The sequence below is a fragment of the Streptomyces sp. NPDC037203 genome, from assembly GCF_055605065.1.
This window is the reverse complement of the sequence record NZ_JBVJUC010000002.1, coordinates 445,610-459,612: the sequence shown is the minus strand read 5'-3', so window position 1 is coordinate 459,612 and position 14,003 is coordinate 445,610. Positions and strand designations below refer to the sequence as shown.

Annotated in this window: 12 protein-coding genes and 2 tRNA genes; 1 reads left to right on the top strand and 13 read right to left on the bottom strand. The window is 72.8% G+C overall.

Translation table 11 applies throughout. The annotated features are described in order from the left end of the window. Positions 1 to 289: 289 nt before the first annotated feature. The 3 genes from holA to ACZ7EC_RS06515 all read right to left on the bottom strand — a co-directional run bounded on the left by holA (position 290) and on the right by ACZ7EC_RS06515 (position 2,520). On the bottom strand, positions 290 to 1,279 hold the full coding sequence (gene holA, locus ACZ7EC_RS06525; RefSeq protein WP_471058787.1) for a DNA polymerase III subunit delta: 990 nt from the start codon (positions 1,277 to 1,279) through the stop codon (positions 290 to 292). Positions 1,280 to 1,342: 63 nt separating this feature from the next. Beyond that, positions 1,343 to 1,588 carry a hypothetical protein gene (locus tag ACZ7EC_RS06520; RefSeq protein WP_471058786.1) on the bottom strand — a complete coding sequence of 82 codons (246 nt, stop codon included), beginning with the start codon at positions 1,586 to 1,588 and terminating at the stop codon, positions 1,343 to 1,345. A gap of 41 nt (positions 1,589 to 1,629) precedes the next feature. Next, positions 1,630 to 2,520: a YceI family protein gene (locus ACZ7EC_RS06515; protein ID WP_471059743.1), complete on the bottom strand. Its 891-nt coding sequence runs from the start codon at positions 2,518 to 2,520 to the stop codon at positions 1,630 to 1,632. A gap of 255 nt (positions 2,521 to 2,775) precedes the next feature. Between ACZ7EC_RS06515 and ACZ7EC_RS06510 the strand changes: the two genes are divergently transcribed. Continuing rightward, complete coding sequence (locus ACZ7EC_RS06510) at positions 2,776 to 3,309, top strand: DUF3761 domain-containing protein (RefSeq protein ID WP_471058784.1); 534 nt, start codon at positions 2,776 to 2,778, stop codon at positions 3,307 to 3,309. Positions 3,310 to 3,467: 158 nt separating this feature from the next. Here the strand turns inward: ACZ7EC_RS06510 and ACZ7EC_RS06505 are convergent, their stop codons facing one another. The 10 genes from ACZ7EC_RS06505 to rsfS form a co-directional block, all read right to left on the bottom strand. Next, on the bottom strand, positions 3,468 to 6,182 hold the full coding sequence (locus ACZ7EC_RS06505; protein ID WP_471058782.1) for a ComEC/Rec2 family competence protein: 2,715 nt from the start codon (positions 6,180 to 6,182) through the stop codon (positions 3,468 to 3,470). Next, positions 6,179 to 7,120 carry a ComEA family DNA-binding protein gene (locus ACZ7EC_RS06500; RefSeq protein ID WP_471058780.1) on the bottom strand — a complete coding sequence of 314 codons (942 nt, stop codon included), beginning with the start codon at positions 7,118 to 7,120 and terminating at the stop codon, positions 6,179 to 6,181. The genes ACZ7EC_RS06505 and ACZ7EC_RS06500 overlap by 4 nt, the downstream gene beginning before the upstream one ends. Before the next feature lie 152 nt (positions 7,121 to 7,272). Then, positions 7,273 to 8,118 carry a DegV family protein gene (locus tag ACZ7EC_RS06495; protein WP_471058778.1) on the bottom strand — a complete coding sequence of 282 codons (846 nt, stop codon included), beginning with the start codon at positions 8,116 to 8,118 and terminating at the stop codon, positions 7,273 to 7,275. A gap of 103 nt (positions 8,119 to 8,221) precedes the next feature. Continuing rightward, the gene (locus ACZ7EC_RS06490) at positions 8,222 to 8,878 is read right to left on the bottom strand and encodes a hypothetical protein (RefSeq protein ID WP_471058776.1); all 657 of its coding nucleotides are present in this window, start codon (positions 8,876 to 8,878) and stop codon (positions 8,222 to 8,224) included. 128 nt (positions 8,879 to 9,006) lie between these two features. Then, positions 9,007 to 11,880, bottom strand: a complete 2,874-nt coding sequence (gene leuS, locus ACZ7EC_RS06485) for a leucine--tRNA ligase (protein WP_471058774.1) — start codon at positions 11,878 to 11,880, stop codon at positions 9,007 to 9,009. 249 nt (positions 11,881 to 12,129) lie between these two features. Further along, positions 12,130 to 12,202, bottom strand: a tRNA-Ala gene (locus ACZ7EC_RS06480). Between the two features lie 125 nt (positions 12,203 to 12,327). Further along, the gene (locus tag ACZ7EC_RS06475) at positions 12,328 to 12,561 is read right to left on the bottom strand and encodes a hypothetical protein (RefSeq protein WP_037655034.1); all 234 of its coding nucleotides are present in this window, start codon (positions 12,559 to 12,561) and stop codon (positions 12,328 to 12,330) included. A 134-nt stretch (positions 12,562 to 12,695) separates the two neighbouring features. Beyond that, a tRNA-Ala gene (locus ACZ7EC_RS06470) sits at positions 12,696 to 12,768 on the bottom strand. A 97-nt stretch (positions 12,769 to 12,865) separates the two neighbouring features. Then, complete coding sequence (locus ACZ7EC_RS06465) at positions 12,866 to 13,534, bottom strand: histidine phosphatase family protein (protein ID WP_471058771.1); 669 nt, start codon at positions 13,532 to 13,534, stop codon at positions 12,866 to 12,868. Further along, complete coding sequence (gene rsfS, locus ACZ7EC_RS06460; RefSeq protein WP_397985987.1) at positions 13,534 to 13,977, bottom strand: ribosome silencing factor; 444 nt, start codon at positions 13,975 to 13,977, stop codon at positions 13,534 to 13,536. The genes ACZ7EC_RS06465 and rsfS overlap by 1 nt, the downstream gene beginning before the upstream one ends. Between the last annotated feature and the right edge of the window lie 26 nt (positions 13,978 to 14,003).

The following is a 14,003-nucleotide window of genomic DNA, read 5'->3' as shown; positions in this document are numbered from 1 at the left end:
TGACCGCCGGAAAGACCCAGAGCGGGCCCTCTCTCATCCGCTCCCGACCGGCAGCCCCGAAGCCTCACGCGGCCTGCGTTCGCCACGCGGGTGAGGCTTCAGCATCCTGAACCGGAACCCCGTCCCACCTGCCCTTCCCCAGGGCAAGGGGCGGGGTTTTCGGCATGTCGGGGGGTGAGGGCTCGCCGGGGAGGAACAGGGGGCGGCAGGGGTGACGGGTTCGGCGGAGGATCGAGGGCGGGCACGGTGGGGCTGGGATGGAGACCCTGGGGACCGTTGCCCTCGGTCGCTATCCCCGGCCGCGTGAGCGTGCCGCGCGGGCGATGGTCACCACTGCCTTCTCCAGGGCGTACTCGGGATCGTCGCCCCCGCCCTTCACTCCCGCGTCCGCCTCCGCGATCGCCCGCATCGCCACCGAGACGCCGTCCGGCGTCCATCCCCGCATCTGCTGGCGCACCCGGTCGATCTTCCACGGCGGCATCCCCAGCTCCCGCGCCAGGTCCCCCGGCCGCCCGCCCCGCGCCGACGACAGCTTCCCGATCGCCCGCACCCCCTGCGCCAACGCGCTGGTGATCATCACCGGTGCCACCCCCGTCGACAGCGACCACCGCAGCGCCTCCAGCGCCTCCGCCGTGCGCCCCTCCACCGCCCGGTCCGCGACCGTGAAACTGGAGGCCTCGGCCCGCCCGGTGTAGTACCGCCCGACGACGGCCTCGTCGATCGTGCCCTCGACATCCGCGGTCAACTGCGCCACCGCCGACGCCAGCTCCCGCAGATCGCTCCCGATCGCGTCGCACAGCGCCTGGCACGCCTCGGGCGTCGCGGACCGCCCTGCCGTACGGAACTCCCCCCGCACGAACGCCAGCCGGTCCGCCGGCTTGGTCATCTTCGGGCAGGCCACCTCCCGCGCCCCCGCCTTGCGCGCGGCGTCCAGCAGGCCCTTCCCCTTGGCGCCGCCCGCGTGCAGCAGCACCAGCGTGATCTCCTCGGCGGGCGAGCCGAGGTACGCCTTCACGTCCTTGACGGTGTCGGCCGCCAGATCCTGCGCATTGCGTACGACGACGACCTTGCGCTCGGCGAACAGCGACGGGCTGGTCAGCTCGGCGAGCGTGCCGGGCTGCAACTGGTCCGGGGTCAGGTCCCGCACATCCGTGTCGGCGTCGGCGGCGCGCGCGGCGGCCACCACCTCCCGCACGGCGCGGTCCAGCAGCAGGTCCTCCTGGCCCACGGCAAGCGTCACCGGGGCGAGAACGTCGTCATTCGCAGTCTTCCTGGCCATCGCACCAAGCATCCCACGCCCCACCGACAACGCCCCGGCCCACGACCCGCGGCCCGCGGCGGCCTACGGCTCCTCGCGCCACCCGTCCCACTCGCCCGCGAACTCGTCCAGCTCCCGCGGGTCCAGCCGCTCCTCCTCGTCGGCCAGTACGACCAACCACTGCGCGTCCTCGGCGTCGTCCTCGCCGGCCAGCGCGTCCCGGAGCAGCCGGGGTTCCTCGTCGAGGGCGAACCGCTCCCCGAGCGCCTCCGCCGCTTCCTCGGCCGCGTCCCGGTCGGGCAGCACCAGCACATGTCTCACATCGCTCACGCCGCCATTGTCCGACACGCCCGCGGCAGCGAAGCGCCAGGTCAGCCCACGGGCCCCTGGGGCACGAGCTGGACGTCCAGATCGACGCGGATGCTCGGCCCCACCGCCGCGATCCCCCGCGCCAGCATCGACTGCCAGCTGACCGTGAAGTCGTCCCGGTGCAGCTCGGTGGTGGCCCGGCAGGCGGCCCGCGTCTCGCCCTCGACGCCGTTGCCGAGCCCGAGGTACTCGGTGTCGAGCGTCACCGTGCGGGTCACCCCGTGCAGCGACAGCCCGCCGGTGACCGTCCACCGGCTGCCGCCCCGGTGCGTGAGCCGGTCGCCGTAGAACTCCAGCGTCGGGAACCGCCGTACGTCCAGGAAATCGCCCGAGCGCAGATGGTCGTCGCGCATCCGCACCTCGGTGTCGATGGACGCCGCGTCGATCACCACGTGCATCGCCGACCGCTCGATCCGCTCGGCGATCCGCACCGCGCCCGCGAAGGAGTTGAACCGCCCGTGGATCCGGGCCAGCCCGATGTGCCGCGCGGTGAAGCCGATCGAGGAGTGACCGGGGTCGAGCTGCCACTCGCCGGGCGCGGGCGGCTCCGGTGGCGCGGCGACCTGGAGGGTGACATCGCCCAGCGAGGCGAAGGAGTCCTCGCCGACCAGCACGGTGGCCCGGTAGGGCGTGAACCCCTCCGCCGACACCGCGAGCCGGTACTCCCCCGCCGGCACGGCGGCCAGGAACGATCCGTACGGGCCCGTCCCCCCGGTCACCATCTTGCGCCCCGTGGTGTCGCCGACCGTGAACTCGGCCCCGGTGACGGGCTGGTTGACCGGATCGAGCACCCGGCAGCCGATCACCCCCGCACCGGCCGGCATCCGCACCGCCCCCAGTGGGCTCGCCGGTCGCGCCCCGTTCGCCCGGTTACCCAGCCAGCGGCCGAACATCCACTGCACCCCTGTACATCTCGACATCTTCTGTTGCCGAAGATCCATTCGATCACTGTTGCGGCTTTCGAGGCAACACGGGCCCACATCAAGGGAATCCGGCGCATGCGCCACAACTGAGCGCATTTGATCGCCCCCTGCCCGATCCGCATCACCCTTGCGATGTCACGAACAAGAGACTTCCGCACTAAAACTTCACATGAACATCACATGCGGAGTTACGGTCATCCCTCCGACGCACCTGGGGGGACACCCATGAGCAACCCGTACCAGCCGTATGCCATGCCACCGCAGCCACCGCAGCCGCCCATCCGCACGGCTCCCAAGTGGGCCAGGAAGCGCTACGTGTTGCCCGCCCTCGGTCTCGCCTTCTTCATGGGCATCGGAGCCGGTGCGAGCGGCCAGGACAGCGGGACGGACGCCAAGCCGACGGCCGCCAGGGTGCAGCCGACCGCCACGGTCACGGCGACCGCGACCGCCACCGCCACGGAGACGGCGGCGCCCGAACCCGCGCCGACGGTCACGGCGACGAAGACCGTCAAGGTGAAGGTGACCGTCACCGCGCACGCCCCGGCCGCCGGTTCCGGCAGCAGCGGCGGCTCGTCGGGCGGTTCCTCCGGCGGTTCCTCCGGCGGCTCGTCGAGCAGCGGCGGCTCCGGCTCCTCGGGAGGCTCGACCAGCGCCGGCAACGGCGCCACCGCCCTGTGCAACGACGGCACCTACTCCTACGCCGCCCATCACCAGGGCGCCTGCTCGCACCACGGCGGCGTGGCCGTCTTCTACCGCTAGGGCCTCTCGTTTGGATCTTGCCGGGCTCGCGGGCCCTGGCACCGCGCCTCGCGGCGTTGTCGTCGGTTGCCATGGCTCCGCCATGTCGCCCTCCTCCGCCTTGCGATGCACGGCACCAGACCCCGCTCCCTGATCCGGCCTGATCAAAACGAAAGACCCTAGCCGGACGGGCCGTCCCGCGACACTGTCACCTCCCTGCCCGCACCTTCGGCCCCGCCCACCGCGACCGCCCCGTCCCTGTCGGTCCGCAGCACCAGCGCGCCGCCGGCCCGCAGCGCGGCGACCGTCGACGGGGCCGGATGCCCGTAAGGGTTTCCGGTACCGCACGAGATGAGCGCCACGCGGGGAGCCACGAGCCGTATCAACTCCGGGTCCTGGTAAGCCGATCCGTGATGGGCCACCTTCAGTACGTCCACCCCGGCCAGCCCCGCCGCCTCCGGGGACCGCAACAGGGCCTGCTGGTCCGGGGGTTCGAGGTCCCCGAGCAGCAGCAACCGCAGCCTGCCCGTGCGCACCAGCAGGGCCACGCTGGCGTCGTTCGGACCGTCGAACTCGGGGGCGGCGACCGGGCCGGGCCCCCCGAACGGACCGGTCCCCGTCGGCGGACCGGTGCCCGCCAACGGGCCGGTGTCCGCTGGTGGCCACAGCACCCGCCAGGACAGGGGGCCGGTGCGCCCTTCCTCCCCCGCGGCGGCACGGGTGACCGGGATGTGCCGCCTGGCCGCCTCCTTCCTGACGAACTCCGCCTCCTGTCCCGGCTCCTCGAATCCCGTCGTCTCGATCGCGCCCACCTCCCGCCCCCGCAGCACCCCGGTCAGCCCCGCCACATGGTCGGCGTGGAAATGGGTCAGCACGAGGAGCGGGACACGGGTGATGCCCAGCTGCCGGAGACAGCGGTCCACCGCCGCCGGATCGGGCCCGGCGTCCACGACGACCCCGGCCCCGGCGCCCGCCGCCAGCACGGTCGCGTCGCCCTGCCCGACGTCGCACATCGCGTACCTCCAACCCGGCGGCGGCCAGCCCGTCAGCACGCGGGTCAGCGGTGCGGGGCGCACCACCGCCAGCAGGAGCAGCGCCCCGAACAGCCCGCACCACCACGGATGCCGCACCAACCGCCGCCCGGCCAGGACGACGGCCACCGTGACCGCCGCGAGCAGCAGCGCCCCCGGCCAGCCGCCCGGCCAGTCCACTCCCGCGCCGGGCAGCGCGGCCCCGGCCCTCGCGACCCCGGCGATCCACCGGGCCGGCCAACTCGCGCCCCAGGCGAGCACCCTGGCCAGCGGCATCACCATCGGTGCGGTCGCCAGCGCGGCGAACCCCAGCACCGTCGCGGGCGCCACCGCCACCTCGGCCAGCAGATTGCAGGGCACCGCCACCAGGCTCACCCGTGCCGACAGCACCGCCACGACCGGCGCGCACACCGCCTGCGCCGCGGCGGCCGCGCCCAGCGCCTCGGCGAGCCGCGGCGGCACCCCGCGCCGCCGCAGCCCCTCGCTCCAGCCCGGAGCCAGTACCAGCAGGGCGCCGGTGGCCAGCACGGAGAGCAGGAAGCCGTAGCCACGGGCCAGCCATGGGTCGTACAGCACCAGCAGCAGTACGGCCGTGGCCAGGGCCGGGACGAGGGATCTGCGGCGGCCCGTGGCGAGGGCGAGCAGCGCGATCGCTCCGCAGGCGGCGGCCCGCAGCACGCTGGGATCGGGCCGGCACACGATCACGAAGGCCAGTGTGAGCGCCCCCGCGAGCAGGGCGGTCGCCCGGAGGGAGAGCCCCAGGCGCGGGGCCAGGCCCCGTCGCTCGGTCAGCTGGGCCAGTCCCGGCGGGCCGATGAGCAGGGCGAGCAGCACGGTGAGATTGCTGCCGGAGACCGCGAGGGTGTGGGTCAGATCGGTCGCCTTGAAGGCGTCGTCCAGCTCGGGCGTGATCCGGGAGGTGTCCCCGACGACCAGGCCGGGCAGCAACGCCCGCGCGTCTGCGGGCAGCCCATCGGTCGCCGCCCGCAGGCCGTCCCGCAGCCGCCCCGCCCACCGCTGTGCCCCGCTCGGGCCCGCGACGACCCTCGCTCCGGGCAGCCCCCGCACCCTGAGCACGGCCGCCGTCCGCTCACCCCCGGCAAGGGCGGGTGCCAGCCGCCCGCCCACCCGCAACCGCGTGGACGGCAGCAGCCGCAACCAGGCGGCTTGCCCGGCACGCCTCCGGGAACCCGCGGACGCCGCCACCCCGTCCGACGGTACCCCGGCATCCGCGGCCACCGCTGCCGGCCCTTCTCCGGTCACCGCACGCCCCCGGCCCGGCGGCCCAGGACCGCCCGGAGCGTCCTGCGGCGGTGCGACCCCCTCGGGCCCCGCCGCATCCCCGTCGACCACCACCAGCACCGGCGCCCGAGTCCGCGTACTCCTCCCGTCGCTCTCCTCGACCCGTCTCGCCTCCGCCCGGATCAGCACCGCCACCGGAGCCGTGTGGTCCCCGCGCACACGGGGCCTGCTCAGCCAGGGGTCGCCGGTCAGCTCGACTTCGGCGGTGACGGTGGCCGAGCGGCGGGCCAGCTCGGGGACGGGACCGCGTCGTACGTCCGCGCCGTGCAGCCCGGACGATGTGGCCGACGCGGCGACGCACAGCAGCACGGCGGCGAGCGAGGAGCGGGCCCAGGCCGGGTGCCCGCCCGGCAGCCGCGGGGCCGCCCGGCTCGCGCTCAGCAGGACCATCCCGCCGAGCAGGGAGACGGCCGCGATCCACACGGTCCAGCCCGTCGGCGCGTCCAGGGTCAGCGCCGCCGTGGCCCAGGCCGCGAGTGCGGGCGGGACCAGGCGCAGGTCCATGGGGCCCGGCTCGGGCGCGGGCTCGGGGCCGGTGCCGTGGGCGGACATGGCGCTCACGGCCGTACCAGGTCACGGAGGTCGGTGAAGCGGCGGTCGCCGATGCCGTCGACCTGGCGGAGTTCGTCCACCGAGCGGAAACCGCCGTGCCGGGTGCGGTAGTCGAGGATGCGCCGGGCCAGCACCGGGCCGACGCCCGGCAGTGTGTCGAGCTGGTCCTCGGTGGCCGTGCTGAGGGAGACCGGTGCGGCCGGACCGGACGGGGCCGCGGGGCCGGCGGGGGCGAGGGCGGCCGGGCCGCCGACGATCACCTGCTCGCCGTCGACCAGGAAGCGGGCCCGGTTGAGACCGTCGGTGTCCACACCCGGCCGGACTCCGCCCGCCGCCCGCAACGCGTCGGCCACGCGGGAACCCGCGGGGAGGCGGCGGACCCCCGGAGCGCGGACCTTGCCACCGACGTCCACGACGATCTCCGCGCCCGCGGTCGCCGCGCCGGCGCGGTCCGCGCCGGGCGTCTTCGCGTACGTCGGCTGCGCGCGCACCACTCTGGGCGCGCCGACCGTCTCGGACCGGCCCGCCCAGAAGTGCTGCACGGCGAACAGCGCGGCCACCACCAGCAGCACCGCGAGCGCCACGGTCCCGCGCCGCTCCACCCCGCACCGCGACTGCAACCACACCGGCAGCCGCTCCCGCAGCGCCGTCCCGGCCCGCTCCCGCCAGTCGGACGGCACGGGAGCGGCGGCATCGGAGGGCTCCGGCGGCGGCACCGGCCCCGGTGCGCTCGTGTCCGGCGGGGCCTTCCCCGACTCCCGCCGCAGCACGGCTTGTTCGCCGAAGAGGAGTTCCGCCCGGTGCCGCAGATCCTCCGCGGGTGCGTGCGCGCGCTGCCGGCTACGCCGGTGCTCGCTCGCGCGATGCCGCACGCGGACGTCGGAGGCGGGGCCGCGGCCGGGGCCGCTGGTCGGGATGACGGTACGAGGACGTGATCGAAGTGCCATGCGAGGAGGATCGGGCATCCCGACACTTCGCGATGATCTTGGTCAAATTCCGGGGAAACCAGGCGGGTTGTGGATAACTCCACCACTCGTGTGGGTGACCTCCCCCGTGGCCCCGGACCTCCCGCCAACCCGACCGGTCCGAGGCGAGATCCTCACCGCGGCGAGACCACCGCCCCCAGCAGCCCCGGCCCGGTGTGTGCGCCGATCACCGCTCCCACCTCGCTGACGTGCAACTCGCCCAGTCCCGGCACCCGTTCGCGCAATCGGTCGGCGAGCGCGGCGGCGCGCTCGGGCGCGGCCAGATGGTGGACGGCGATATCGACCTCCGCGTCCCCGGCCCGTTCGGCGGCGAGCTCCTCCAGACGGGCGATCGCCTTCGAGGCCGTACGGACCTTCTCCAGCAGCCCGATGCGGCCACCGTCCAGCCTCAGCAGGGGTTTGACCGCGAGCGCGGAGCCGAGCAGGGCCTGGGCGGCACCGATGCGACCGCCGCGGCGCAGGTAGTCGAGGGTGTCGACGTAGAAGTAGGCGGAGGTGCCGGCGGCCCGCTTCTCGGCGGCGGCGACGGCCTCGTCCACGGTGCCGCCCGCCTCCGCCGTCTCGGCCGCGGCGAGGGCGCAGAAGCCGAGGGCCATCGCGACCATCCCGGTGTCCACCACCCGCACGGGCACCGGTGCCTCGCGGGCAGCGAGGACGGCCGCGTCGTAGGTGCCGGACAGTTCTCCCGACAGGTGCAGGGAGACGATGCCGCGCGCACCGGACTCGGCGACCCGGTGGTAGGTCTCGGCGAACATCCGGGGGCTCGGGCGCGAGGTGGTGACGGGACGCCGCTTGGTCAGGGCCTGGGCGAGGGCGCGGGTGGAGATCTCGGTGCCCTCTTCGAGCGCCTGATCGCCGAGGACGACGGTCAGCGGGACCGCGGTGATGCCGTGCCGCTCCATCGTCCGGTGCGGCAAGTAGGCCGTGGAATCGGTGACGATGGCGACATGGCGGGACATGAGCTGGAGGTTACCCGCCGGGGCGCGCGCACGGCAGCCCGGCCCCTGACGTGTGCCCTTGAGACGGACCCCGCACGCCCGGAACCCGGCGGTCCGGTGAAGGTCAGGTGGTGCTCTCGGGGCGGCGGGCCTTCTGCCACGGATAGGACGGGCGCGGGGTGGGCGGGGTGAGGGAGTGGGGCGCGGGCTTCGGGGCCGGCTCCTCGGCGGGGCCGGGACGGGTCCAGTGGCGCAGGGCGTCGGCCTCTATGTCGATCTGGGCGCTGAGGGTGCCGAGATCGTCGTCGGCGAAGCGCCGGGCCCGGTCCCGGACGGCCCAGCGCAGGGCGTCGGCGGACTGGGTGATGCGCTCGGTGCGGGCGCGCAGGCCGGGCAGCCGGGACGCGAGCGTGGCGCGGTCGGGCTCGGCCTCCAGGCGCTTGAGGTCGGCGTCCAGCTCGTGTCCGTGCGCGCTGAGGCGCTCGAACAGGCCCAGGGACTCCTTCAGCGACTCGTCCTCGGCTGCGCCCGCGTGCAGTGCGTCCTGGGTGGCGCGCAGGGAGGTGCGCAGGGTCAGGCGCAGCTGGGCCAGCTCGGCGGCGGGGCCGACCTGGGCGAAGGACTTGGCGCGCAGCGTGTGGTCCTCGACGGTGCGCCGGGCCTGGACGATGGTGCGGTCCACGCCGCGCTTGGCGGCGCCCACCACCTTGACCGCGGCGTACACGCCCAGGGCGACGAAGGCCAGGAAGAACAGGGAGATGACGATGATCAATGCTTCCACGACGCTCCTCCTGGGGCCGGTGCGCCACGCGTCGCGGCACTCCTCAACGGTAAACGCAGCGGGCAGGCCCGAGGTTCCAGAAAAACCCCGAACCTGCCCGTAGGGGAGTACCCCGAGAGGCGCCGCGATTACGCCGGAACGATGTTCACCAGCTTCGGCGCGCGCACGATCACCTTGCGGATGCTCGCGCCGTCCAGCGCCGCGACGACCTTCTCGTCGGCCAGCGCCACCTTCTCCAGTTCCTCCTCGGAGATGCCCGGCGGCACCTCCAGGCGGGCCTTGACCTTGCCCTTGATCTGGACGACGCAGGTCACGGTCTCGTCCACCACGTAGGCGGGGTCGGCGACCGGGAAGTCCTGGTGGACGACCGAGTCGGTGTGGCCCAGGCGGCGCCACAGTTCCTCGGCGACGTGCGGGGCCAGCGGGGCGATCATCAGCACCAGCGGCTCGGCGACCGTACGCGGCAGGGCGGCATTGGCCTTGGTCAGGTGGTTGTTCAGCTCGGTGACCTTGGCGATGGCGGTGTTGAAGCGCAGGCCCTCCAGGTCCTGGCGCACCCCGTCGATCGCCTTGTGCAGGGCGCGCAGCGTGTCCTCGTCGGGCGCCGCGTCGGACACGGTCACCTCGCCGGTGTTCTCGTCCACGATGTTGCGCCACAGCCGCTGCAGCAGCCGGAACTGGCCGACGACCGCGCGCGTGTCCCAGGGGCGGGAGACGTCCAGCGGGCCCATGGCCATCTCGTACAGGCGCAGGGTGTCGGCGCCGTACTCGGCGGCGATCTCGTCCGGGGTCACCGCGTTCTTCAGGGACTTGCCCATCTTGCCCAGCAGGCGGCTGACCTTCTCGCCCCGGTAGTAGTACGCGCCGTCGCGCTCCTCCACCTCGGCGGCCGGCACGGCGATGCCGCGGCTGTCGCGGTAGACGTAGGCCTGGATCATGCCCTGGTTGAACAGCTTGTGGAACGGCTCCGCGGAGGAGACGTGCCCCAGGTCGAACAGCACCTTGGACCAGAAGCGGGCGTACAGCAGGTGCAGCACGGCGTGCTCGGCGCCGCCCACGTACAGGTCGACACCGCCGTGCGGCCGGCCCTCGGCCGGGCCCATCCAGTAGCGCTCGATCTCCGGGTCGACCATCTTCCGGTCGTTGTGCGGGTCCAGGTAGCGGAACTCGTACCAGCAGGAACCGGCCCAGTTGGGCATGGTGTTGGTCTCACGGCGGTACTTCTTCGGCCCGTCGCCCAGGTCCAGGGTGACGTTGACCCATTCCTCGTTGCGCGACAGGGGGGTCTCGGGCCGGGTGTCCGCGTCGTCCGGGTCGAAGGTGCGCGGGCTGTAGTCCTCGACCTCGGGCAGCTCCAGCGGCAGCATCGACTCGGGCAGCGGGTGGGCGATGCCGTCCTCGTCGTAGACGATCGGGAAGGGCTCGCCCCAGTAGCGCTGGCGGCTGAACAGCCAGTCGCGCAGCCGGAAGTTGACGGTGCCCCGGCCGATGCCCTTGCGCTCCAGCCACTCGGTGATGCGCGCCTTGGCCTCGGCGACGCCCAGGCCGTCCAGGGTGACGCCCTCGCCGGCCGAGTTGACGATCTTCGCGTCGTACGAGGAGAACGCGTCGTCCCAGTCGGCGGTGTCGGTGCCGCGGCCGTCGGTCGGCTCGACCACGCAGCGCACCGGCAGCTCGAAGGCGCGCGCGAAGGCGAAGTCACGGCTGTCGTGCGCCGGGACGGCCATGATCGCGCCGGTGCCGTAGCCCATCAGCACGTAGTCGGCGATGAAGACGGGGATCTGCTCGCCGTTGACCGGGTTGGTGGCGTACACGCCGGTGAAGACGCCGGTCTTGTCCTTGGCCTCGGCCTGGCGCTCGACGTCGGACTTGGCGGCGGCCTGCGCGCGGTAGGCGGCGACGGCCTCGGCGGGGGTGGCATGGCCGCCGGTCCACGCCCGGTGGGTGCCCTCGGGCCAGGCCGCGGGGGTGAATTTGTCGACCAGGGGGTGCTCGGGCGCCAGCACCATGTAGGTCGCGCCGAACAGGGTGTCCGGGCGGGTGGTGAAGACCGTGATCCGCTCGCCGTCCACGGGGAAGTCGACGCGGGCGCCCTCGCTGCGGCCGATCCAGTTGCGCTGCTGCAGCTTGATGGCCTCGGGCCAGTCCAGCTCCTCCAGGTCCTCCAGCAGGCGGTCCGCGTAGGCGGTGATGCGCATGTTCCACTGGCGCAGCTTGGACTTGAAGACCGGGAAGTTGCCGCGCTCGGAGCGGCCGTCGGCGGTGACCTCCTCGTTGGCCAGCACGGTGCCCAGACCGGGGCACCAGTTGACCGGCGCGTCGGAGGCGTAGGCCAGGCGGTACTCGCCCAGGACGTCGGCGCGCTCGGCGGCACTCAGCTCGTTCCAGCCGCGCGTGGTGCCCGGAATCGCGCGCTCACCGGTCTCGAACTGGGCGATCAGTTCGGCGATCGGACGGGCCTTGCGGGCCTCGTCGTCGTACCAGGAGTTGAAGATCTGCAGGAAGATCCACTGGGTCCACTTGTAGTACTCGGGGTCGATCGTGGCGAAGGACCGGCGCTTGTCGTGGCCCAGGCCCAGCCGGCGCAGCTGGGCCTTCATGTTCTCCATGTTGGCCTCGGTGGACACGCGCGGGTGCGTGCCGGTCTGCACCGCGTACTGCTCGGCGGGCAGGCCGAAGGCGTCGAAGCCCAGGGTGTGCAGCACGTTGTGGCCGGTCATGCGCTGGAACCGGGCGTAGACGTCGGTGGCGATGTAGCCCAGCGGGTGGCCGACGTGCAGGCCCGCACCGGAGGGGTACGGGAACATGTCCATGATGAACTTCTTGGGCTTGGCGGCGTCCTCGCCCGCCAGGTCGCCCCGCGGGTTGTCGGCGGCATACGTGCCGTCGGCGTCCCAGAAGTCCTGCCAGCGTGCCTCGATCTCGGCGGCCATGGCGGCCGTGTAGCGGTACGGGGCGGCATCCGCGCCCGTCGCGGCGGCAGCGGGGTTCGTCTCGCTCATGATCCTCAAAGCTCCATCGATCGTCTCTGCCTGCAGAAATGAAAAATCCCCTCACGCAGGAGGGGACGCCGCGCCGATGCCGACCTCACAGGAACACCGGGGTCGGGACTGATCAGCGCGGCCCGCTAAGCAGAAGGCGTACGGCACGCATGGCGCCTAGGGTACCGCAGGCACCGATCGGGCGGGGACACAGGGCACGAATAGGCCGAGAGCGGACCATCCTTCCGGATGATCCGCTCTCGACTTCTGTGGAGCTAAGGAGAATTGAACTCCTGACCTCCTGCATGCCATGCAGGCGCTCTACCAACTGAGCTATAGCCCCTTGTTTTGTTTCTCCGCCGGGTTCCCCCGGCGACGTCGTAAACATTACAGGCACCCGGCCGGAGCGCCAAATCGGTTTCCCGTGCGCCCACTTGGTCCCGAATGTCCGTTTTTACGATGATCAACTCAGGCTGCGACGAAGGAGTAGAACCGCTTGAGGGTGCAGTGCTCCTCCAGGAGGCGCCCGTAGATCGGCTCGCCCTCCAGCTCCCGGTACGTCTCGATGGGGTCGCCTTTTATGATCAGCGCCCGCGCGCATTCCTCGCACCAGTACTGGTAGTCGGCGTTGACCGGCTCCATGTCGCGCACGATGGGCGTACCGCTGCCGCACCAGTCGCACTTCCGCCTGTGTGCACCCATCGATCAGCTCCCGTCGGACCGCGCCCCCTTCCGGCCGTCCGATTCTGCCACGAGGGGACCGACACGGTCAGCGACGCTTCAGTAGCGCAAACAGAAGATCCCGCCCCCCTGACGGGGACGGGATCTTCCTCCTGTGGAGCTAAGGAGAATTGAACTCCTGACCTCCTGCATGCCATGCAGGCGCTCTACCAACTGAGCTATAGCCCCTTGCTGTGTTCTTCCCGCTCGGCGGGGCGAACAAGAAGAACTTTAGCCTGTGACCTGCCGGAAAGTGAAATCCGGGGTGGGGGGCGCCGTCGCCGGCTCAGTCGTCGTCACCGAGGACCGGCTCGGGGAGGGTCCCCGCGTTGTGCTCCAGCAGGCGCCAGCCGCGCGCGCCCTCGCCCAGCACGGACCAGCAGCAGTTGGAGAGGCCGCCCAGGCTCTCCCAGTGCGGGGCCTGGAGGCCGAGCAGCCGGCCGATGGTGGTGCGGATGGTGCCGCCGTGGCTGACGACCACCAGGGTGCCGTCCGCCGGCAGCTTCTCCACATGCCGCAGGACGACGGGCGCGGCCCGGTCGGCGACCTCGGTCTCCAGTTCGCCCCCGCCGCGGCGGACCGCCTCGCCGCGCTTCCAGGCGGCGTACTCCGCGCCGTGGCGGGCGATGATCTCCTCGTGCGTCAGACCCTGCCAGACGCCCGCGTACGTCTCGCGCAGGCCCTCCTCGCGGGTGACCTCGAGGCCGGTGAGGGCGGCCAGCTCGGCGGCCGTGTCCGCGGCCCGCGCGAGGTCCGAGGAGACGATCGCGTCGGGGCGCAGGGAGGCCAGCAGCCGGGCGGCGCGGCGGGCCTGCCCGACGCCGGTCTCGGTCAGCGGCACATCGGTGCTGCCCTGGAAGCGGCGCTCCACGTTCCACGAGGTCTGGCCGTGCCGCCACAGGATGACGCGGCGGCCCCGGTCCCTGCGGTCGGTCACCTCACCTGTGGCGCTCATCACCACTCCCCGCCCGGCTCACCGCCGGCCTCGGACTCCTGGAGCTTGGCGTGCTCCTCGCCCTTGCCGCGGGTGGCCTTGGCGTCGGCGGGCAGCTCCAGCTCGGGGCAGTCCTTCCACAGCCGCTCCAGGGCGTAGAAGACGCGCTCCTCGCTGTGCTGGACGTGGACCACGATGTCGACGTAGTCGAGCAGGATCCAGCGGGCGTCGCGGTCGCCCTCGCGGCGCACCGGCTTGGCGCCGAGCTCCTTCTGGAGGCGCTCCTCGATCTCGTCCACGATGGCCTTGACCTGGCGGTCGTTCGGCGCGGAGGCGAGCAGGAAGGCGTCCGTGATCGACAGGACGTCGCTGACGTCGTAGGCGATGACGTCGTGGGCGAGCTTGTCCGCGGCCGCCTGGGCGGCGACGTTGATGAGCTCAAGGGAACGATCGGTGGCGGTCACTGCATGGCTTTCCGTCGGCGGGCACT

Coding starts and splice junctions, on each gene's coding strand:
- holA (WP_471058787.1), bottom strand. CDS start 1,279: ATGGCCAGGAAGACTGCGAATGACGACGTTCTCGCCCCGGTGACGCTT.
- ACZ7EC_RS06515 (WP_471059743.1), bottom strand. CDS start 2,520: ATGTTCGGCCGCTGGCTGGGTAACCGGGCGAACGGGGCGCGACCGGCG.
- ACZ7EC_RS06510 (WP_471058784.1), top strand. CDS start 2,776: ATGAGCAACCCGTACCAGCCGTATGCCATGCCACCGCAGCCACCGCAG.
- ACZ7EC_RS06500 (WP_471058780.1), bottom strand. CDS start 7,120: ATGGCACTTCGATCACGTCCTCGTACCGTCATCCCGACCAGCGGCCCC.
- ACZ7EC_RS06495 (WP_471058778.1), bottom strand. CDS start 8,118: ATGTCCCGCCATGTCGCCATCGTCACCGATTCCACGGCCTACTTGCCG.
- leuS (WP_471058774.1), bottom strand. CDS start 11,880: ATGAGCGAGACGAACCCCGCTGCCGCCGCGACGGGCGCGGATGCCGCC.
- ACZ7EC_RS06475 (WP_037655034.1), bottom strand. CDS start 12,561: ATGGGTGCACACAGGCGGAAGTGCGACTGGTGCGGCAGCGGTACGCCC.
- ACZ7EC_RS06465 (WP_471058771.1), bottom strand. CDS start 13,534: ATGAGCGCCACAGGTGAGGTGACCGACCGCAGGGACCGGGGCCGCCGC.